Source organism: Herbidospora mongoliensis, from assembly GCF_001570545.1.
Classification (GTDB): Bacteria; Actinomycetota; Actinomycetes; order Streptosporangiales; family Streptosporangiaceae; genus Herbidospora; species Herbidospora mongoliensis.
This window is the reverse complement of the sequence record NZ_BBXD01000018.1, coordinates 280924-304706: the sequence shown is the minus strand read 5'-3', so window position 1 is coordinate 304706 and position 23783 is coordinate 280924. Positions and strand designations below refer to the sequence as shown.

At 73.8% G+C, this 23783-nt stretch carries 1 protein-coding gene; it reads right to left on the bottom strand.

What is annotated here, in order from left to right:
- Window positions 1-11 precede the first annotated feature (11 nt).
- Entirely contained in the window at window positions 12-23783 is a 23772-nt protein-coding gene (locus AW272_RS44470; protein ID WP_066370950.1) for a type I polyketide synthase, read from the bottom strand.

Here is a 23783-nt window from a genome sequence, read left to right as displayed (position 1 = left end):
GGAGAGGGAGGTCATGAGGCGCCCAGCTCCTTGTCGATGAAGTCGAAGATCTCGTCATCGGTGGCCGTGCCGAGGGCGTCCACGACGGCTGAGCCGCCCGTCTCGGCGCCGTCGTCGTCGTAGCGGGCGAGCATCGCCTGCAGCCGCCGGATGAGCGTCCTGCGGTCGGCCTCCTCGGTGGCGGCCAGCCCGTTCTCGATCTGGTCCACCTGGTCGGCGAGCACGGCGGCGGCCGCCGCGCTCTGGGTGGGGGCGATCTTTTCGGCCAGGTGCCCGGCGAGCTGGGCCGCCGAGGGGTGGTCGAACACCAGCGTCGCGGGTAGCCGCAGGCCGGTGCGGGCGCCGAGCCGGTTGCGCAGCTCGACGGCGGTGAGGGAGTCGAACCCGAGGTCGCCGAAGCTCCGCTCGGGCGTGACGGCCTCGACGCCGGCGTGCCCGAGAACCTGCGCGACCTCGGCCCTGACCGCGTCCAGGAGGAGCCGGGAGCGCTCGACGGGCGGCTGTCCGGCCAGTTGCCGCAGCAGCTGTGGCCCCTCCGCCCGTGCGCTCGCGCGCCTCGGGACGCCGGTCAGCAGCCCGCGCAGCATCGGCGGCACGGCGGCGAGGTCACCGGAGCGGCCCGACGGCAGGTCGAGCCTGATGGGCACGACGTGCGCGTGCTCCCCGGCGACCGCCGCGTCGTAGAGCGCCAGCCCCTGTTCGGCGGTGAGCGCGCCGCCGAGGCGGGCCGCCCGGTCGCCGAGGTGTCCGGTCATGGCGCTGGCCTGCTCCCAGCGGCCCCACGCGAGCGACACTCCGGGGAGACCCCCGGAGCGGCGGTGGACCGCCAGTGCGTCGAGGAAGGCGTTCGCCGCCGCGTAGTTGGCCTGTCCCGCGTTGCCGAGCGTGCCGGCCGCCGAGGAGAAGAGGGCGAACAGGGTCAGATCGAGGTCTTCGGTCAGTTCGTGCAGGTGGAGTGCGGCGTCGACCTTGGCGCGCAGGACGGTCGCCAGCCGCTCGGGGGTGAGCGACTCGACCACGCCGTCGTCCAGGACGCCCGCCGCGTGCACCACACCGGTCAGCCCGGGGCCGAAGCGGCCGATCACCCCGGCCAGGGCCCCGCGATCGGCCGCGTCGCAGGCCACCACTTCGCCGATCGCGCCCAGGTCGGCCAGGTCGGCCACCAGCTCGGTCGCCCCCGCGCTGTCCGGTCCCTGTCTGCTGAGCAGCAGCAGGTGCCGCACGCCGTGGGCGGTGACCAGGTGGCGGGCCAGCAGGCCGCCGAGGGTGCCGGTGCCGCCGGTGATCAGGACGGTGCCCGCCTGCGGGACCGTCTCCTGGGGTCCGGTGGGCACGCGGGCCAGGCGTGGCGCCCAGGCCTGGCCGTCCCTGACCGCCAGCTGCGGTTCAGAACTGGTCACGAACTCCCGCCAGCCGTCGGTTTCCGCGTCGACCAGAAGGAACCTGTCGGGGTGTTCCGACTGCACCGATCGCAGCAGGCCCCAGACGGCGGCGGCCGCCAGGTCGCGCACCCCGCCGTCGGGGTCCATCGCGCCGGAGGTCAGCAGGACCAGGCGGGAGTCGTCGAAGCGCGGGTCGCCGAGCCAGAGCTGCACGGCGCGCAGCGCCTCGGAGGTCAATCGGAGCACTTCGGCGGCGACGTCGGCGTCCCCACCGGTCAGCGGCAGGACCACGACCGGCGGCACCGCCGCCCCGTCGTCGAGCGCGGCGAGCAGGACGTCGACGGAGGAGACCACGGGCCACGCGGAGGTGCCGGTGGCGGGCGGCGCGGTCGTCCGCGTCCAGTCCACGACGTAGAGCGGCTCGTCGGCGCGGGCCGCCAGCTGGTCGGCCGCGATCTCCCGCAGCACCAGCGACTCCACGGACGCGACCGGCGCGCCCGTCGCGTCGGCGGTCTGGATCCTGACCCCGTCACCGGCCGGGGTGACGGCCACCCGCAGCATCGAGGCCCCGGTGGCGTGGAGGCGCACTCCCGTCCACGCGAACGGCAGCCGGGTTCCCTCCCCGCCGGTGGCGAGCCCGCTGACGTGCAGGGCCGCGTCCAGCAGGGCCGGGTGGATCCCGAACCCGCCGGCTTCCGTCTCCTCGGGGAGCGTCACTTCGGCGTACACGCGTTCGTCGTCGCGCCAGGCCGCGCGCAGGCCACGGAACACCGGGCCGTAGCCGTAGCCGCCCTCTTCGAGGGCGTCGTAGAACCCGTCCAGGGCGATCGCCGTCGCGCCCTGCGGCGGCCAGGCGGTCAGATCCCACGTCTTGTGTACGTCATCAGCGCCCAGCGCCCCGGTCGCATGGCAGACCCACTCGTCCGTGCCCTCGGGCCGGGCGTACACCGCGACGGAACGCTCACCTTCGTCGGCCACGCCCACGCTCACCTGCACCTGGACCCCGCCGGAGGCCGGGAGCAGCAGCGGCGTCCGCACCACGAGCTCCCGCAGCGTCAGGCAGCCGACCTCTTCCCCGGCCCGCAGCGCCATCTCCACGAACGCCGTCCCCGGCAGCAGGACCTGCCCGTGGATCGCGTGGCCGGCCAGCCAGGCGTGCGTCGCCAGCGACAACCTGCCGGTCAGCACCGCTCCGCCGTCACCGGCCAGCACCACCGCCGCGCCCAACAGCGGATGCCCGGAAGCGGCGAGGCCCACCGCGCCCACGTCTCCGGCGCCGACGGCGGGCTCCACCCAGTAGCGCTCCCGCTGGAAGGCGTAGCTCGGCAGCCGCACCCGGCGGCCGTCGTGGACGGCCGCCCAGTCCACTTCGGCGCCGTCGGTCCACAGGCGGCCCAGGGCTCCCAGGGCCGTCTCGGCCTCGTCGCGGTCGCGGCGCATCAGCGGGGCGAAGACCCCGTCGACCGACTGCTGGGCCAGCCCGGACAGCACGCCGTCGGGGCCCAGCTCCACGAACCGGGACACGCCCTGGTCGCGGAGGAAGGTGACGCCGTCGGCGAACCGGACCATCTCCCGCACCTGGCGGATCCAGTAGCCGGGTTCGTCGATCTTGCCGGGCCGGCCGGTGAGGTTGGAGATCACCGGGATCCGGGGTTCGGCGAAGGTGAGCGTGTCCAGTACCTGGGCGAACTCGGCGAGCATCGGTTCCATGAGCCGGGAGTGGAAGGCGTGGGAGACCGTCAACCGGCTCGTCTTACGTCCGTGCACCGCCCACCGGGCGGCGAGTTCGTCGATCACCTGGGCGTCGCCGGAGACGACGACCGACGTCGGCCCGTTGACGGCCGCGATGTCGACCAGGCCCGCGACGGTCTCCCGGACCTCGGCCTCGTCGGCCTGGACGGCCAGCATCGCGCCGCCCGCCGGGAGCCGCTGCATCAACCGGCCCCGGGCCGCGACCAGCGTGCACGCGTCCTCCAGGGACAGGACCCCGGCGCAGTGCGCGGCGGCGATCTCACCGATCGAGTGCCCGAGCAGGTAGTCGGGAGTCACCCGAAGCGACTCCAGCAGCCGGAACGCGGCCACCTCCACGGCGAACAGCCCCGCCTGCGCGTGGACCGTCTGATCCAGGTCGACGCCGTCGAGTTCCAGGCCCAGTCCGTCCCGCACCGCGTCGTAGGCCTGGGCGAACACGGGGAACCGGGCGTAGAGCCCGCGTCCCATCCCGGCCCGCTGCGACCCCTGGCCGGTGAACAGGAACGCGGTCCTGCCCTCACCGGCGACGCCCGACACCACTCCGGCGGAGGGGTCGCCCGCCGCGAGCGCGTCGAGCCCGCGGAGCAGCACGGCGCGGTCGGCGCCGACGATCACCGCCCGGTGGGCCAGCGCCGCCCTGGTCGTGGCGAGCGACCAGGCGACGTCGTTCACGTCCACATCGGAAGCGGTGAACTCACTCAAGCGCCGCGCCTGAGCGCGCAGCCCGTCGGCGGTCTTGGCCGAGACGACCCATCCCGAGGCCGCCGGTTCGGCGGGGACCGAGGCCGCAGCCGGGTCGACGCCTTCGAGGATGACGTGGGCGTTGGTGCCGCTGATCCCGAACGACGACACGCCCGCTCGGCGGGGGCGGCCGGTCGCGGGCCACGGCTGGGCCTCGGTCAGCAGTTCCACGCCGCCGGTCGACCAGTCGACGTGCGGGGTCGGCTCGTCCGCGTGCAGGGTCGCGGGCAGCACGCCGTGGCGCATCGCCTGCACCATCTTGATGACTCCGGCGACACCGGCGGCGGCCTGGGTGTGGCCGATGTTCGATTTGATCGACCCCAGCCACAGGGGCTGTTCCCGCTCTTGTCCGTACGTCGCCAGCAGGGCCTGCGCCTCGATCGGGTCACCGAGCTTCGTCCCGGTGCCGTGTGCCTCCACCGCGTCCACCTCGGAAGAGGTGAGACCCGCGTTGGCCAGCGCCTGCCGGATCACCCGCTGCTGAGAAGGCCCGTTGGGGGCCGTCAGGCCGTTGGACGCGCCGTCCTGGTTGACCGCGCTGCCCCTGATCACCGCCAGCACTTCGTGGCCGTTGCGGCGGGCGTCCGACAGCCGCTCCAGCACCAGTACGCCGACGCCCTCCGACCAGACCGTGCCGTCGGCTCCGGCGCCGAACGCCTTGCAGCGGCCGTCCGAGGCGAGACCGTCCTGCTTGTCGAACTCGGCGAACAGGCTCGGGCTGCCCAGCACCGCGACGCCGCCGGCCAGCGCCAGCTCGCACTCACCGCGTTCGAGGGCCTGCCCGGCGAGGTGCATGGCCACGAGCGAGGCGGAGCAGGCGGTGTCGACCGTGACCGCCGGGCCCTCCAGCCCGAAGGTGTAGGCGACCCGGCCGGAGACCACGCTCATCGCCGTCCCGGTCAGCAGGTGCCCCTCGGTGCCGGCCGGCATCTGGGCGCCCATGCCGTAGTTCGACGGGTAGGCCCCGATGAACACCCCGGTCGGGGTGCCCCGCAGGTCCGCCGCCACCACACCGGCGGATTCGAAGGCCTCCCAGGCCGCTTCGAGCAGCAGCCGCTGCTGCGGGTCCATCGCGAGGGCCTCGCGGGGCGAGATGCCGAACAGGTCCGCGTCGAAGTCGGGGGCGTCGTGCAGGAATCCGCCTCGGGGGGTGTACGTCGCGTCCGCGATCTGCCAGCCGCGGTCGGCGGGGAAGTCGGTGACGCCGTCGAAGCCGTCGGCCAGCAGTCGCCACAGCCGCTCGGGGTCGTCGGCGCCGCCGGGGTAGCGGCAGCTCATCCCCACGATGACGATCGGATCGCTGGTGTCCCGGGCGGCGGCCACCGGCTTCGGCGCCGGCGCCGCCCGCTCGAACAGCTCCTCCACGAGATATTCGGCGAGCACCGCCGGGGTGGGGTAGTCGAAGATCAATGTGACCGGCAGGCGCAGCCCGGTCGCGGCGTTCAGCCCGTTGCGCAGTTCGACCGCCGTCAGCGAGTCGAAGCCCAGCTCCCGGAACGCCTCTCTCGCCCCGACCGCGTCGGCTCCGGCGTGGCCCAGCACGGTCGCGGCCTGAGCCCGGACCACTTCCAGAAGGTGCGCCCGCCGCTCCTCGACGCCCAGGCCTGCCAGCCTGGCGGGCAGGGCCGACACCGTCTTGGCGGTTCTGCGCACCCGCGAGCGCACCAGTGCCCGCAGCAACGGCGGCACCTCACCGCGCACCGCACCGAGGTCGAGCCTCGTCGGCAGCAGATGCGGGGCCGGCGATGCCAGCGCGCGGTCGAACAGTTCCAGCGCCACCGAGGTCGGCAGCGCGGTTCCGGCCCGCGCCGTGCCCAGGTGCTCGGTCAGCGCGCTGGCCTGCTCCCACAGGCCCCATGCCAGCGACAGTCCGGGGAGACCCTGCGCGCGGCGGTTGACGGCCAGCGCGTCCATGAAGGCGTTCGCCGCCGCGTAGTTGGCCTGGCCGCCGGTGCCGAAGGTCGCCGACACCGACGAGTAGAGCACGAACATCGACAGGTCCAGGTGGGCGGTCAGTTCGTGCAGATGCGTCGCCGCGTCCACCTTCGGCCGCAGCACTCCGCTCAGCCTCTGCGCGTCGAGGGCGGTGAAGACGCCGTCGTCCAGGACGCCCGCCGTGTGCACCACACCGGTCAGCCGGGCGCCGACGCGCTCGATCACCCCGGCCAGCGCCTCGCGATCGGCCGCGTCACAGGCCACGACCTCGGCGACCGCGCCCAAGGCGGCCAGGTCGGCCACCAGTTCCACCGCGTCCGGGGCATCCGGTCCCCGGCGGCTGAGGAGCAGCAGGTGCCGCACGCCATACCCGGTCACCAGGTGCCGGGCGAGCAGACCACCCAGCGTCCCCGTTCCACCGGTGATCAGCACCGTGCCGTCGAGCGTCACCGGCGGCTCGGACGACGACGCTCGAACCAGCCTCGGCACCCACACTCCACCATCCCGGACCGCGACCTGCGGCTCGTCCCCATCGAGAACCGCCGGCCACGCGTCACCGTCGGAGTCCACCAGCACGATCCGGCCGGGATTCTCGGTCTGTGCCGACCGCACCAGTCCCCAGACCGCCGCGTGCGCGGGGTCGACCTCACCCGCGCCCACCGGCATCGCACCTCGGGTCAGCACCACCAGCCGGGAGTCGGCGAACCGCTCTTCGGCCAGCCATTCCTGCACCGCTTCCAGCACCCACGCGGTCAGCCCATGCACTTCGCCCGGCCCGCCGGACACCGGCAACACCATCACCGGCCCGACCGCGCCGTCCCCGACGACCACCCAGTCCGACGTGTCCACGACCGCGGCGCCCATGGCCAGCGGCATCCACTCGACCGCGAACAGCGCGTCCTCCGCGAGCCGCAGCGCCTCGGCGGAGACCACGCGCATCACCAGGGAGTCGACCGACGCGACCGGCGCACCCGTCGCGTCGGCGGTCTGGATCGCGACTCCGTCACCGACGGGCGTCATGGCCACGCGCAGCGTCGAGGCCCCGGTGGCGTGCAGCCGCACTCCCGTCCACGCGAACGGCAGCCGCGTCCCCTCGCCACCGGTGACGAGCCCGCTGACGTGCAGGGCCGCGTCCAGCAGGGCCGGGTGCACCCCGAACCCGCCGGTCTCCGCTTCCTCGGGCAGCGCCACCTCGGCGTAGACCCGCTCGCCGTCGCGCCAGGCCGCCTTCAGCCCCTGGAACGTCGGCCCGTAGCCGTAGCCGCTCTCCTCCAGTGCCTCGTAGAACCCGTCGAGTGGCACCGCCGTCGCGTCCTGCGGCGGCCACGCGGTCAGATCCCACGCTGTCTGTACGTCATCAGGCGCCAGCCCACCGGCCGCATGGCAGACCCAGGGGGCGTCGTCGCCCGCGTCCGGCCTGGAGTGGATCTCCACCCGGCGCTCGCCGTCGTCGCCCGGGGCGGCCACGTGCACCTGGACCTGGACACCACCGAGCGGCGGGAGCACCAGGGGCGCCTGCACCACGAGCTCCCGCAGCGTCAGGCAGCCGACCTCTTCGCCGGCCCGCAACGCCATCTCGACGAACGCCGTCCCGGGCACCAGGACCTGCCCGAGCACCACGTGATCGGCCAGCCAGGGCTGGGTCGCCAGCGACAGCCTGCCGGTCAGCACGACTCCGCCGTCACCGGCCAGCGCCACCGTCGCGCCCAGCAGCGGATGCCCGGCCGCGGCCAGGCCCGCCGTGCCCACGTCACCCATCGCCGCCGCGGGGGCCGGCCAGTAGCGTTCCCGCTGGAAGGCGTAGGTCGGCAGTTCGACGCGACGACCGCCCGGCAGGACCGACGTCCAGTCGATCTCGGCTCCCGCCGTCCAGAGCCTGGCCAGCGCGGTGAGGGCCGCTTCGGCGTCGTCGCGGCGCATCAACGGCGCGAACACGCCGTCGTCGATGGACTGCTGGGCCAGCGCGCACAGCACGCCGTCCGGACCGAGTTCCACGAACCGGGACACGCCCTGGTCGCGGAGGTGGGTGACGCCGTCGGCGAACCGGACCGTTTCCCGCACCTGGCGCACCCAGTAGCCCGGGGTGGTCATCGCGCTACCCACGATGGGGATCTGCGGTTCTGCGAAGGTCAGGGTGGCCAGGACCTGCGCGAATTCGTCCAGCATCGGTTCCATGAGCCGGGAGTGGAAGGCGTGGGAGACCTTCAGCCGGTTGTGCTTGAAATCACGCGTGGTCCACTCGTCGATGACGTCGGCGTCGCCGGAGATCACGATCGAGTGGGGGCCGTTGACGGCGGCGATGTCGATCCGGTCGTCGTCGATGTCGGCCTCGGTGGCCTGGAGGGCGAGCATCGCGCCGCCCGCCGGGAGTGCCTGCATCAGGCGGCCTCGCGCGGCGACCAGCGTGCACGCGTCTTCGAGGGACAGGATCCCGGCGCAGTGCGCGGCCGCGATCTCGCCGATCGAGTGCCCCAGCAGGAAGTCCGGGGTCACGCCCCACGATTCGAGGAGCCGGTAGGCGGCCACCTCCACCGCGAACAGGGCGGCCTGGGCGTGCACCGTCTGGTCCAGATCGACCGCGTCGACGTCCAGGCTCAGCAGCCCGCACACCTCGTCGAAGACCTGGGCGTACACCGGGAACCGGGCATACAGCTCACGTCCCATTCCGGCGCGCTGCGAGCCCTGGCCGGTGAACAGGAACGCGGTCCTGCCCTCAGCGGCCACGCCCGTGACCACGCTCGTGGCGGGCTCACCCGCGGCCAGTGCGGTCAGCCCCGTGCGGTCGCCGCCGACGACCACCGCCCGGTGAGCCAGTTCCGCGCGGGTCGTGGCCAGCGACCAGGCCGGGTCGTCGCCGGGCCGCGTGTCCAGGTGGTCGGCCAGCCGGAGGGCCTGCGCCCGCAATGCGGCGGGGGTCTTGGCGGACAGCGGCCAGAGCACCGGCCCGGCTCCGCCGTCGGAGACCGCCGGCACTGGGTCGCCCTGTTCGAGGATGATGTGGGCGTTGGTGCCGCTGATCCCGAACGACGACACCCCCGCCCTGCGCGGCCTCTCCGTGAGAGGCCAGGGGCGGGCCTCGGTCAGCAGCTCCACCGAGCCCGCCGACCAGTCGACCTGCGGCGTCGGCTCGTCCACGTGCAGTGTCGCGGGGAGCACGCCGTGGCGCATCGCCTGCACCATTTTGATCACCCCGGCGACACCGGCCGCCGACTGGGTGTGCCCGATGTTCGACTTGATCGAGCCCAGCCAGAGGGGCCGGTCGCGTTCCTGTCCGTAGGTGGCCAGCAGGGCCTGGGCCTCGATGGGGTCGCCGAGCCGGGTGCCCGTGCCGTGCGCCTCGACGACGTCCACCTCGGTGGGCTGAAGACGGGCGTTGGCGAGGGCCTGGCGGATGACGCGCTGCTGGGAGGGGCCGTTGGGGGCGGTCAGGCCGTTGGACGCGCCGTCCTGGTTGACCGCGCTGCCCCTGATCACCGCGAGCACCTGGTGGCCCTTGCGCCGGGCGTCCGACAACCGCTCCAGCACGAGCAGGCCGACGCCTTCGGACCAGACGGTGCCATCGGCTCCGGCGCCGAAGGCCTTGCAGCGGCCGTCCGAGGCGAGGCCGTCCTGCCGGTCGAACTCGGCGAACACCCCGGGCGTGGACATCACGGTCACGCCGCCGCTCAGCGCCAGTTCGCACTCGCCCCGCTGGAGCGCCTGGATCGCCCAGTGCATCGCCACCAGCGACGACGAACACGCGGTGTCGACCGTGACCGCCGGGCCTTCCAGCCCGAACACGTAGGAGACGCGTCCGGACAGGATGCTGATCGCGGCACCGGTCATCAGGTGCCCCTCCGCGCTGGCGGGCAGGTCCATCCCGGCGCCGTAACCGAAGGCCGAGGCCCCGACCAGCACGCCGGTCGCCGAGCGGCTCAGCGACAGCGGGTCGATGCCGGCGGACTCGAAGGCCTCCCACGCCGCTTCCAGCAGCAGCCGCTGCTGCGGGTCCATCGCGAGGGCCTCGCGCGGTGAGATGCCGAACAGCCCGGCGTCGAAATCGGGGGCGTCGTGCAGGAAACCACCACGGGGCGAATACGTCGCATCGGCGATCCGCCAGCCGCGGTCGGCGGGGAAGTCGGTGACGCCGTCGAACCCGTCGGCCAGCAGTTGCCACAGCCGCTCGGGGCTGTCGGCGCCGCCGGGGAACCGGCAGCTCATCCCCACGATCGCGATCGGGTCGGCCCCGTCGACGGCGGCCGCGACCACCGGCGCCGGCGCGGCCGTCTCGAAGAGCGCCTCGGTCAGGTGCTCGGCGAGCACCGCCGGAGTGGGGTAGTCGAAGATCAACGTGACCGGCAGCCGCAGCCCGGTCGCGGCGCTCAGCCCGTTGCGCAACTCGACCGCCGTCAGCGAGTCGAAGCCGAGCTCCCGGAACGCCTCCCTGGCCCCGACCGCATCAGCGGCGGCATGGCCCAGCACGGTCGCGGCCTGGGTGCGGACCACGTCCAGCAGGTGCGCCCGCCGCTCTTCGGCGCTCAGCCCGGCCAGCCTCGCCGGAAGCGCGGACGACGTTCCGGCGGCCCTGCGCAGCTGGGGACGCACGAGCGCCCGCAGCAGCGGCGGCACCTCAGCCCGCGCCGTGCCGAGATCGAGCACGGTCAGCAGCAGATGCGCGGCGGACGATGCCAGCGCACGGTCGAACAGTTCCAGCGCGACCACTGTCGGCAACGCGTTCCGGACCGTGCCCAGGTGTTCGGTCAGCGCACTCGCCTGCTCCCACAGGCCCCAACCCAGCGACAGCCCGACCCGCCCCTGCGCGCGGCGGTTGGTCGCCAGAGCGTCCAGGAACGCGTTGGCCGCCGCGTAGTTCGCCTGGCCACCGGTGCCGAACGTCGCCGACACCGACGAATAGAGCACGAACATCGACAGGTCCAGGTGAGCGGTCAGTTCGTGCAGGTTGACCGCAGCGTCCGCCTTGGGCCGCAGCACCGCGCTAAGGCGGTGCGCGTCCAGCGAGGTGAAGACTCCGTCGTCCAGCACTCCCGCCGCGTGCACCACACCGGTCAGCCGGGTGCCGACGCGGTCGATCACCTCGGCCAGGGCGTCCCGATCGGCCGCGTCGCAGGCCACGACCTCGGCGACCGCGCCCAAAGCGGCCAGATCGACCACCAGGTCCGCCGCGCCCGCGCTGTCCTGGCCCTGCCGGCTGAGGAGCACGAGGTTCGTGACCCCATGCCGGACCACGAGATGCCGGGCGAGCAGACCGCCGAGCGTCCCGGTGCCACCGGTGATCAGCACGGTGCCGTCCAGCGTCACGGGGGTCTCGGGGAAAGCCGCCCGCACCAGCCTCGGCGCCCACACGCCACCGTCCCGCACCGCGACCTGCGGCTCGTCAATGCCGAGAACGGCCGACCACGCGGCCCACGCATCGCCGTCGGAGTCCACCAGCACGATCCGGCCGGGGTGCTCCGTCTGCGCCGACCGCAGCAGACCCCACACCGCCGCCTGCGCGGGATCGACCGCGCCCTCGCCCACCGGCATCGCGTTCCGCGTCACCACAACCAGCCGGGAGTCGGCGAACCGCTCCTCGGCCAGCCACTCCTGCACTTCACCCAGCACCCACGCGGTCAGGCCGTGCACGTCACCCGGCCGGCCGGTCACCGGCAGCACCATCACCGGGCCGGCCACGCCGTCCCCGGCGACGACCCAGTCCGAGGTGTCGGTAACCGCGGGACCCGTCGCCAGCGGCACCCACTCGACCGCGAACAGCGGCGCGTCGGGAGCCGCTGCGCCGAGCGCCTCCGGTGAGATCTCCCGCATCACCAGGGATTCGACCGACGCGACCGGCGCACCCGTCGCGTCGGCGGTCTGGATCGCGAACCCGTCGCCCACCGGGGTGACGGCCACGCGCAGCATCGAGGCCCCGGCGGCGTGCAGGCGCACGCCGGTCCACGCGAACGGCAACCTCGTCCCGTGGCCGTCGGCGGCCATGAGGCCGTTGACGTGCAGGGCGGCGTCCAGCAGGGCCGGATGCACGCCGAACTCGGCCGCCTCCGCGTCCTGCGGCAGCGCCACCTCGGCGAACATCCGCTCGCCGTCGCGCCAGGCCGCCCGCAGCCCCTGGAACGTCGGCCCGTAGCCGTAGCCGCCCTCTTCGAGCGCCTCGTAGAACCCGTCCAGCGGGACCGCGACCGCACCCGGCGGGGGCCACGCCGTCAGATCGACGCCGTTCGGTATGACATCGTCGGCCAGCAGCCCCGCCGCATGGCAGACCCACGACGCGTCGTCCCGGCCCTCGGGCCGGGCGTACACCTCGACGGGACGTTCGCCGTCGTCGGCCGCGCCCACGCTCACCTGGACCTGGACCGCGCCGTGCTCCGGCAGCACCAGCGGAGCCCGCAGCACGAGCTCACGCACCACCGGGCAGCCGATCCGCCCGCCGGCGGCCCACACCATCTCCACCAGCGCGGTTCCCGGCACCACGACCTGGCCGAGGATCAGGTGATCGGCCAGCCACGGATGCGTGGCCACCGACAGGCGACCGGTCATCAGGACGGCGCCGTCACCGGCCCCGGTGATCGCGGCCCCGAGCAGCGGGTGCCCCACCGGTTCCATCCCGGCCGCGCCCAGGTCTCCCGGCGCCGCCACGCCCGGTCCGGGCCAGTAGCGCTCCCGCTGGAAGGCGTAAGTCGGCAGTTCCACCCGGCGGCCACCCGGCAGGACCGAGGGCCAGTCGACGTCGGCGCCGGCCGTCCAGAGCCGGGCGAGCGCGGTGAACGCCGTTTCGGCGTCGTCGCGGTCGCGGCGCATCAGCGGCGCGAACACCGCGTCGTCGACCGACTGCTGGGCCAGCGCGCACAGCACGCCGTCAGGGCCCAGCTCCACGAACCGGGACACGCCCTGCTCGGTTAGGCTCCTGACCCCGTCGGCGAACTGGACCGTCTCGCGCACCTGCCGGACCCAGTAGTCCCGCGAGTTCATCGCGCCGGGCACGTTGGAGATCACCGGAATGCGCGGCTCGGCGAAGGTCAGCGTCGCCAGGACCTGAGCGAATTCGTCCAGCATCGGTTCCATGAGCCGCGAGTGGAACGCGTGCGAGACGTTCAACCGGCGGGTCTTGAGGTCGCTCGCGGCCCACTCCTCGATCACCTCGGCGTCGCCGGAGATCACGATCGACTGAGGGCCGTTGATCGCGGCGATGTCCACGCGGTCGTCGGAGAAGTCGGCGGTCTGGACGGCCAGCATCGCGCCACCGGGCGGAAGCGCCTGCATCAGCCGGCCCCGCGCCGCCACCAAAGCGCACGCGTCGTCGAGGGACAGGATCCCGGCGCAGTGCGCGGCGGCGATCTCACCGATCGAGTGGCCGAGCAGGAAGTCCGGAACCACGCCGAACGACTCCAGCAGCCGGAAGGACGCCACCTCAACGGCGAACAGCCCGGCCTGGGCCCACATGGTCTGGTCGAGGTCGATCCCGTCGAACACCACATCGCGCACCGGCCGGTCCAGCCGCAGGTCCAGCTCCGCGCAGACCGCGTCGAAGGCGTCGGCGAACACCGGGAACGCCTCGTAGAGACCGCGTCCCATCCCGGCCCGCTGGGCGCCCTGGCCGGTGAACAGGAACGCGGTCCTGCCCGCGTCGGCGACGCCCGAGATCACCTCGCCCGTGGTGAGAGCGTTCAGGAGGGCGTCCCGATCGGCGCCCAGCGCGACCGCGCGGTGCGGCAGCGCGGCCCTGGCGAACAGGGAGTGGCCGACGTCCACCGGGGACTCGGCGCCCACGAACCCGGCCAGCCGCTCCGCCTGGGCCCGCAGCCCCGGCTCGCTCCGGGCCGAGACCAGCCACGGAGTCAGCGGCGAGGTGGAAACGCCCCGCTCGACCGGTGCCGCCGGTGCGGGTGCCTCGATGATGACGTGGGCGTTGGTGCCGCTGATCCCGAACGAGGACACGCCCGCGCGATGGGGCCGCTCCACGTCAGGCCACGGCCTGGCCTCGGTCAAGAGTTCCACCGCGCCGACCGACCAGTCGACCTGCCGGGACGGCTCGTCCACGTGCAACGTCGCGGGCACCACGCCGTGCCGCATCGCCATGACCATCTTGATCACACCGGCCACACCGGCCGCCGCCTGCGTGTGCCCGATGTTCGACTTGATCGAGCCCAGCCACAGGGGCCGCTCTCGTTCTTGTCCGTACGTCGCCAGCAGGGCCTGCGCCTCGATCGGGTCACCCAGGCGGGTGCCGGTGCCGTGCGCCTCCACCACGTCGACGTCGGCCGCGGTCAGCCGCGCGTTCGCCAGCGCCTGCCGGATCACTCGCTGCTGCGAGGGCCCGTTGGGCGCGGTGAGCCCGTTGGACGCGCCGTCCTGGTTGACCGAGCTCCCCCGGACCACCGCGAGGATCTCGTGCCCGAGCCGCTCGGCGTCGGAGAGCCGCTCCACCAGCAGGACACCGACGCCCTCGCCCCACCCGGTGCCGTCGGCGGCGTCGGCGAACGCCTTGCACCGCCCGTTGGACGACAGGCCGCCCTGCCGGTCGAACTCGCCGAAGGTCGCCGGTGACACCATCACCGTCACACCGCCGGCCAGCGCCAGCTCACACTCGCCCCGCTGCAGCGCCTGCACGGCCAGGTGCAGCGCCACCAGCGACGACGAACACGCCGTGTCGACGGTGACCGCGGGTCCTTCCAGGCCGAACGAGTACGCGACCCGCCCGGAGATCACGCTGTTGGCGGTGCCGGAGAGCAGATGGCCCTCGACACCCTCGAACCCACGGCCGCCCCCGCCTCCGTAGCCGGAGGACGACGCGCCGGCGAACACGCCGATCTGGGCGCCGCGTACCGAACGGGGGTCGATCCCGGCCGACTCGAAGGCCTCCCATGAGGCCTCCAGCAGCAGACGCTGCTGCGGGTCCATCGCCAGCGCCTCGCGCGGCGAGATCCCGAACAGACCCGCGTCGAACTCGGTCGCGCCGTCGACGAACCCGCCCAGCCGGGCGTAGTCGCCGCCTTCCGGCCAGCCGCGATCGGCCGGGAAGACGCCGATCCCGTCGCCGCCGGAGACGACCAGCTCCCACAGTTCGCGCGGGGAGGTGATGCCGCCGGGGTAGCGGCAGCTCATGCCCACGATCACGATCGGCTCGTCGACGCCGCCGCCAGTGGCGACCACGGTTCCGGCGACCGGCGCGAGGTCGTCGAGCAGTTCGCCGAGCAGGTGCTCGGCCAGCGCCGTGGGGGTCGGGTGGTCGAAGACCAATGTCGCCGGGAGGAGCAGGCCGGTCTCGCCGTTGAGCAGGTTGCGCAGTTCCACGGCGGTCAGCGAGTCGAAGCCGATCTCGCGGAACGCGCGCTCCGGCTCGACGGCGTCCGCGGAGCCGTGCCCCAGCACGGTGGCCGCCCGCTCCCTGATCACGTCCACCAGCAGGCGGATCCGCTGCGCGGCCGGTGCCGCCGCGAGCCGCCGCCGCAGCGGCGTGCCCAGGTCGACGGTGTCCTCGGCCTCGATCGCCTGAGCCGCTTCCGGCAGTTCGGCCAGCAGCGGGCTGGGCCGCCCGGAGGTGAACGCGGGCGCGAACCGCGCCCAGTCGACGTCGGCCACGGTCACACACGTCTCGCCCCGGTCCACGGCCTGCGCCAGGGCGGCGACGGCCAGCCGGGGATCCATCGGGGCGAGTCCGCGACGGCGGAGGAAGTCTTCGGCCTCGCCGTCGACGACCATGCCCACTTCGGCCCACGGACCCCACGCCACGGAGAGCCCGGCCAGGCCACGGGCGTGCCGCCGCTGGACGAGCGCGTCGAGATAGGCGTTGGCGGCGGCGTAGAGCCCCTGGTTGCCGCTGCCCCAGACGCCCGCGATGGACGCGAAGGCGACGAACAGCTCCAGTCCCGCGTCCTCGGTCAGCGCGTCGAGGTGCGCCGCGCCGGACACCTTGCCGTCGATGGAGGGCGCGATCTCTGCGGGGTCGACCCAGTCGAGCGGGCCCGACGGCGCGACTCCGGCGGCGTGCACGACACCGGTCAGCGGCAGTTCGGCGGGGATCGCGGCCAGCACTCCGGCCAGCGCCTCGCGGTCCGCCACGTCGCAGGCCTCGACCGTCACCCGGGTGCCGAGTGCGGTGAGTTCCTCGACGAGTTCGCCGACGCCCGGGGCGTCGGTGCCCCGGCGGCTGGTCAGCACCAGGTGGGGAACGCCCCGCCCGGCCAGCCAGCGGGCCACGGCCGCGCCCAGCCCGCCCGTGCCGCCGGTGATCAGGATCGTGCCCGACGGCGTCCAGGAAGGAGCCGGGTCCGGCGACAGCGGCGCGTGCGCCAGCCGCCTGCCGTAGACCCCGGCGGCGCGGATCGCGACCTGGTCCTCACCCGTGGCACCTGACAGGACGGCCGCCAGCCGGGCTCCGGCCCGGTGGTCGACGACGGCCGGGACGTCGATCAGACCGCCCCAGCGCTCGGGGTGCTCCAGGGCCGCGACCCGACCCAGGCCCCAGACCTGCGCCTGGTCCGGTGTGCGCAGCGGATCGGAGCCGCCGACCGACACGGCGCCGTTGGTGATGACCCACAGCGGCGCTTCGATCCCCGCGTCGCCCAGGGCTTGGAGCAGCGTCAGCGACGCGGTCAGCCCGTCCGGGCCCGCGACGACGCCGGTGAAGCCGGTGCCGAGATCCTGCAGACGCCCGGCCAGCGCCGACCTGCTCTCGCCTGCCGGGCCATCCGCGATCTCGACGACCTCGGCCCCTGCCGTCTGAAGGGCGGTGGCCAGGTCGGGGTCGGGTGCGACGAGGAGCCATCGGCCGGTGAGGGCGCCGGTGACAGCGACGGGCTTCCAGGTGACCTGGTAGCGCCACGAGTTGAGGACGGAGTCCTGCCGGCGCCGCCTGCGCCACGACGACAGCACGGGCAGCAGCGGTTCCAGCTCCTGTGCCGCCTCGATCTCCAGGGTGCCGGCCAGCGCGTCCAGGTCGGCCCGCTCGACGGCGTCCCAGAACCGGGCGTCCTCGGAGTCGCCGGGAACCGGTGCCGCGACGTCCACCTTGGGCCAGTAGCGCTCGCGCTGGAAGGCGTAGGTCGGCAGGTCGACGCGTCTGCCGCCGCCGATGACGGCGGGCCAGTCGAGGGTGAGCCCGGCGACCCAGAGCCGGGCGACGGCGGCGGTGACCGTCTCGGTGTCGTCGCGTCCCCTGCGCTGCATCGGGACGAAGACCCCGTCGGTGACGGTCTGCTGGGCGAGGCCGCAGAGGACACCGTCCGGGCCGAGCTCCACGAAGGTCCTGATGCCCCGGTCCCGCAGGTGGGCGACCCCGTCGGCGAACCGGACCGCCTCGCGCACCTGGCGGACCCAGTAGTCGGGTGAGTTCATCGCGCCGGTCGTGGTGGAGACCACCGGGATGCGCGGTTCGGTGAAGGTCAGCGTGGTCAGCACCTGGGCGAACTCGGCCAGCATCGGCTCCATGAGCCGGGAGTGGAAGGCGTGGGAGACCTTGAGGCGGTTGCTCTTGAAGCCGCGCGCGGCCCACTCGTCGATCACCTGAGCGTCGCCGGAGATCACGATCGACTGAGGGCCGTTGACGGCGGCGATGTCGACGCGGTCGTCGTCGATGTCGGCCTCGGTGGCCTGGAGGGCGAGCATCGCGCCACCCGAGGGCAGCGCCTGCATCAGGCGGCCTCGGGCGGCGACCAACGTACAGGCGTCTTCGAGAGAGAACACACCCGCGCAGTGCGCGGCCGCGATCTCACCGATCGAGTGCCCCAGCAGGTAGTCCGGGGTCACGCCCCACGATTCGAGGAGCCGGAACAGCGCCACCTCGACGGCGAACAGGCCCGCCTGGGCGTAGACCGTCTGGTCCAGGTCGGCTCCGTCGGCGACGACCTCCTTGAGCGGCCGGTCCAGCCGCAGGTCCAGCTCGGCGCAGACCGCGTCGAACGCGTCCGCGAACGCGGGGAAGGAGGCGTGGAGCGCCTGGCCCATTCCGGCGCGCTGCGAGCCCTGGCCGGTGAACAGGAAGGCGGTGCCGCCGGTGCCCGCGACCCCGGAGACGACGGTGGCGTGGGGGGTTCCGGCGCTGAGGGCGGCGAGCCCGTCGAGCAGGTCCGTGCCGTTGTCCGCGACGACCGCGGCCCGGTGGTCCAGGGCGGCGCGGGTGGTGGCGAGCGCGAGCGCGACGTCGTGGACGTCGGCGTCGAGGGCCCGCAGCCGGTCGGCCTGGTCGCGCAGGGCGGCGGGGGTGTGCCCGGAGAGCGGCCACAGCAGGAGCCCCGGCGCCGGGACGTCGTCTTCGGGGAGGCCTTCCGGCGCTTCGATGATGACGTGGGCGTTGGTGCCGCTGATCCCGAACGAGGAGACACCCGCACGGTGCGGGCGGTCCACGTCAGGCCACGGCTGGGCCTCGGTCAGCAGCTCCACCGCGCCGGCCGACCAGTCGACCTGGCTGGTGGGCTCGTCCACGTGCAGCGTCGCGGGCACCATCCCGTGCCGCATCGCCATGACCATCTTGATCACACCGGCCACCCCGGCGGCGGCCTGGGTGTGCCCGATGTTCGATTTGATCGAGCCGAGCCACAGGGGCCGCTCTCGTTCCTGTCCGTACGTCGCCAGCAGTGCCTGCGCCTCGATCGGGTCGCCCAGCGTCGTGCCGGTGCCGTGCCCCTCGACGACGTCCACGTCGGCCGCCGTCAGCCCGCCGTTGGCCAGCGCCTGGCGGATCACCCGCTGCTGCGACGGCCCGTTGGGCGCGGTGAGCCCGTTGGACGCGCCGTCCTGGTTGACCGCGCTGCCCCTGATCACCGCGAGGACCCGGTGTCCCCGGCGGCGTGCCTCGGACAGCCGCTCGACCAGCAGCAGGCCGACCCCCTCACCCCAGCCGGTGCCGTCCGCGCCGTCGGCGTAGGCCTTGCAGCGCCCGTTGGACGACAGGCCGCCCTGCCGGTCGAACTCGCCGAAGGCGGCCGGTGACACCATCACCGTCACACCGCCGGCCAGCGCGAGGTCGCATTCGCCCCGCTGGAGCGCCTGCACCGCCAGATGCAGCGCCACCAGCGACGACGAACACGCGGTGTCCACCGTCACGGCCGGGCCCTCCAGCCCGAAGGTGTAGGCGACCCGGCCGGAGATCACGCTGTTGGCCGTACCGGAGAGCAGGTGGCCCTCGACGCCCTCCAGGCCGTAACCGCCGGAGCCGTAGCCGGACGACGACGCGCCGGCGAAGACGCCGATCTGGGTGCCGCGCACCGAACGGGGGTCGATCCCGGCCGACTCGAAGGCCTCCCATGAGGCCTCCAGCAGCAGACGCTGCTGCGGATCCATCGCCAGCGCCTCGCGCGGCGAGATCCCGAACAGACCCGCGTCGAACTCGGTCGCGCTGTCGACGAACCCGCCCAGCCGGGTGTATCCGGCGCTCTCCGGCCAGCCGCGATCGGCCGGGAAGGCGGTGATCCCGTCGGCGCCGGTGGACACCAGCCGCCACAGGTCGTCGGGTGAGGCGATGCCGCCGGGGTAGCGGCAGCTCATCCCCACGAGCACGATCGGCTCGTCGTCGGCCGCCACCCGGTTCGCCGCCGGTGCCGCCTCGGGGGCGTCGAACATCTCTCCCAGCAGGTGGGCGGCCAGCACGGTCGGCGTCGGGTGGTCGAAGACCAGCGTGGCCGGCAGCAGCAGGCCGGTCTCCGCGTTGAGCACGTTGCGCAGTTCGACGGCGGTCAGCGAGTCGAACCCGAGGTCGCGGAAGGCCCGGCCGGGCTCGATGGCGTCCGCGCCGCGATGTCCCAGCACGGCCGCCGCGCGGTCTCTGATCAGGTCCAGCAGGACGTGGTGGCGCTGGCTCGCGGGCACCGCGGCGATGCGCTGCCGCAGCACCGCGCCCAGTTCGAAGCCCGCCGGTTCGCCCGCGACCGCCTGGGCCGCTTCGGGCAGTTCGGCCAGCAGCGGGCTGGGCCGGCCGGAGGTGAACGCGGGGGCGAACAGGCCCCAGTCGACGTCGGCCACGGTCACGCAGGTCTCGCCGCCGTCCACCGCCCTGGCCATGGCCAGCATGGCGGGTTCGGTGTCCAGGGCGTTCAGCCCGCGCCGCCGCAGGAACTCCGCGGCCTCCCCCTGGACGGCCATGCCCGCCTCGGCCCACGGGCCCCAGGCGATGGAGGTGCCGGCCAGTCCCTGGTCGCGGCGCAGTTCCACCAGGGCGTCGAGGAACGCGTTGCCCGCCGCATAAAGGCTCTGGCCGCCGCTGCCCCAGGTCGCGGCGATCGAGGAGAACGTGAGGAACAGGTCCAGCCGCAGGTGGCGGGTCAGTTCGTGCAGGTGGGCCGCGCCGACCGCCTTGCCGTTGAGCACGGCGGCCGTCTCGGCGGGGCCGATGTCGGCCAGTGCGCCGGTCGCGGAGATTCCGGCGGCGTGCACGACACCGGTCAGCGGCAGGTCGGCGGGGATCGCCGCCAGCACCCCGGCCAGCGCCTCGCGGTCGGCGGCGTCGCAGGCTTCGACCGTCACCCGCGTGCCGAGCGCGGTGAGTTCCTCGACCAGTTCATCGACGCCCGGGGCGTCGATGCCCCGACGGCTGGTCAGCACCAGGTGCGGGGCACCGCGTCCGGCCAGCCAGCGGGCGGTCTCCGCGCCCAGTGCGCCGGTCCCTCCGGTGATCAGCACCGTGCCCGACGGCGTCCAGGGCTCGCCGCCGGTCTCTCCGGCCGCGGCCCGCACGAGCCGCCTGCCGTAGACGCCCGCGCCTCGGACCGCCACCTGGTCTTCACCCGTGGCACCCGCCAGGACCGCGGCCAGCCGGGCACCCGCGCGCTCGTCCATCCGCGCCGGGACGTCGACCAGACCGCCCCAGCGGTCCGGGTGCTCCAGGGCGGCGACCCGGCCCAATCCCCACGCCCGCGCCTGGTCCGGCGCGCGCAGCGGGTCGGAGCGGCCCACCGAGACCGCGCCTGACGTGATCAGCCACAGCGGTGCGGTGATCTCGGCCTCGCCCAGGCTCCGGATCGTCGTCACGGCGTCGTCGAGGTCGCCGTCGAGCACGGCGACCACGCCCGCCACCTGGTACTCCTGAGGCCATCGGCCGGTGGTGCAGCGGACGACAGTGGCGCCCGCGTCGTTCAAGGCCCTCTCGACGGCTACGGCACGATCGTCTTCGCCGGTCAGCAGCCAGATTCCGGTGAGTGCGGCGGCGTCGCGCAGGCCGGGGAGCGGCTTCCACTCGACCCGGTAACGCCAGGAGCCGACGATCGACGCCTGCTGCCTCGACCGTCGCCACGACGACAGCGCGGGCACGACATCGCTCAGCACGCCGGGCGCGTCCTCCAGCCCGAGGGTGGCGGCCAGCTCCGCGAGGTCCGCGCGTTCCACGGCGGCCCAGAACCGTTCGTCCTCGTCGTTCGGCGTCCCGTTGACCGGCGCCTCGTCGATCGGCGCCACGGTCTCCGGCCAGAAGCGCTCGCGCTGGAACGCGTAGGGGGGCAGCTCGACCCGGCGTCCGCCCGGCAGGACCGACGACCAGTCGAGGTCGACGCCGGCCGTCCACAGGCGGGCCAGCGCGGTCTGCGCGGTCTCCGCCTCGTCGCGGTCGCGGCGCATCAGCGGTGCGAAGACCCCGTCGGCGGACTGCTGCGCGAGGCCGGACAGGACTCCGTCCGGGCCCAGTTCCACGAACCGGCGCACGCCCTGGTCGCGGAGGTAGGTGACGCCGTCGGCGAACCGGACCGCCTCGCGCACCTGCCGCACCCAGTAGTCCGGGTCGGTCATCTCGCCGGGGCGGCCGGTCAGGTTGGAGATCACCGGGATGCGGGGCGGGTTGAAGGTCAGTGTGGCCAGGACCTCGGCGAACTCGGCCAGCATCGGCTCCATGAGCCGGGAGTGGAAGGCGTGGGAGACCTTGAGACGGTTGCTCTTGAAGCCCCGCGTGGCCCACTCGTCGATGACAGCGGCGGAGCCGGAGATCACCACAGACTGAGGGCCGTTGACGGCCGCGATGTCGACGCGGTCGTCGTCGATGTCTGCCTCGGTAGCGCGCAGAGCGAGCATCGCGCCCCCGGCCGGGAGCGCCTGCATCAGGCGGCCTCGCGCGGCGACCAACGTACAGGCGTCTTCGAGGGACAGGACGCCCGCGCAGTGCGCGGCCGCGATCTCACCGATCGAGTGCCCGAGCAGGAAGTCCGGGGTCACCTGGAGCGACTCCAGCAGCCGGAACGACGCGACCTCCACGGCGAAGAGGGCAGCCTGAGCGTGCACCGTCTGGTCCAGGTCGACGGCGTCGATGTCCAGTCCGAGCCGCGCGCACACCTCGTCGTAGGCCGCGGCGAACACGGGGAACCGGGCGTGGAGTCCGCGCCCCATCCCGGCCCGCTGCGATCCCTGGCCGGTGAACAGGAAGGCCGTCCGGCCCTCGCCGGTCGCGCCCGACACCACCTGGGCGGAGGACTCGCCGGAGGCCAGCGCGTCGAGCCCGGCGAGCAGGTCCGCGCCCAGCACGACGGCGCGGTGGTCGAGCGACGCCCGGGTCGTGGCGAGCGACCAGGCGACGTCGCGGGGGTCCGGGCCGGGCTCGGCGACGAACCCGCGCAGCCGCTCGGCCTGGGCCCGCAGGCCGTCGGCCGTCTTGGCGGAGACCACCCACGACAGGGGGCCCGCGTCACCCGGCTCGGCAGGTTCCGCCGGAGCCGGTTCCACGCTCTCGAGGATGATGTGCGCGTTGGTGCCGCTCATCCCGAACGACGACACGCCCGCCCGGCGCGGCCTCTCCGTGAGAGGCCACTCCCGGGACTCGGTCAGCAGCTCCAGCGAGCCCGCCGACCAGTCGACGTGAGGGGTGGGCTCGTCGACGTGCAGCGTCGGCGGGAGCACGCCGTGCCGCAGCGCCTCGACCATCTTGATCACACCGGCCACCCCGGCGGCGGCCTGCGTGTGGCCGAAGTTCGACTTGACCGAGCCCAGCCACAGGGGCTGTTCCCGCTCCTGCCCGTACGTCGCCAGCAACGCCTGCGCCTCGATCGGGTCACCCAGCCGGGTGCCCGTGCCGTGCGCCTCCACGACGTCGACCTCGGACGGCTCAAGCCGCGCGTTGGCCAGCGCCTGGCGGATCACCCGCTCCTGCGAGGGCCCGTTCGGCGCGGTGAGGCCGTTGGACGCGCCGTCCTGGTTGACCGCGCTCCCCCGCACCACCGCGAGCACGTCGTGCCCGAGCCGCTGCGCGTCCGACAGCCGCTCCACCAGCAGCAGCCCGACGCCCTCGCCCCAGCCGGTGCCGTCGGCCGCCGCCGCGAACGCCTTGCAGCGCCCGTCGGTGGAGAGCCCGTCGAGGCGGTTGAACTCGGTGTAGACAGTCGGCGTGGACGTCACCGCGACGCCGCCGGCCAGCGCCAGGTCACACTCGCCCGCGCGCAGGGCGTGCACCGCCAGGTGCAGCGCCACCAGCGACGACGAGCAGGCCGTGTCCACGGTGATCGCCGGACCTTCCAGGCCCAGCACATAGGCGACCCGGCCGGAGACGATGCTCGGCGCGGTGCCGGTGGCCAGATGGGCGGAGGCGGCTTCGGGGAAGTACTGCCCGGCCGCCCCGTACGCCGACGGGGACGAGCCGATGAACACGCCGGTCTGGCTGCCGCCGAGCGAGCGCGGGTCGATGCCCGCCCGCTCCAGCACCTCCCACGCGGCCTCCAGCAGGATGCGCTGCTGGGGGTCCATCGCCAGCGCCTCACGCGGCGAGATCCCGAACAGCCCGGCGTCGAAGTCGGTTGCGTCCGGCACGAACCCGCCCTCGCGCGCGATGCCGGACCCGAGTTCCTCCGGCCAGCCGCGATCGTTGGGGAACGGGGTCATCGCGTCGCGGCCGTCGGCCACGAGTTCCCACAGGTCGGCGGACGAATTCACGCCGCCCGGATATCGGCAGCTCATCGCGACGATGGCAATGGGCTCGCGTTCGCGTAATTCGGCGGCCTGAAGCTGTCGGCGGGTACGCCGCAGATCAGCCGTCACTCGCTTCAGGTATTCGAGATATTTCTGCTCATCTCCCAC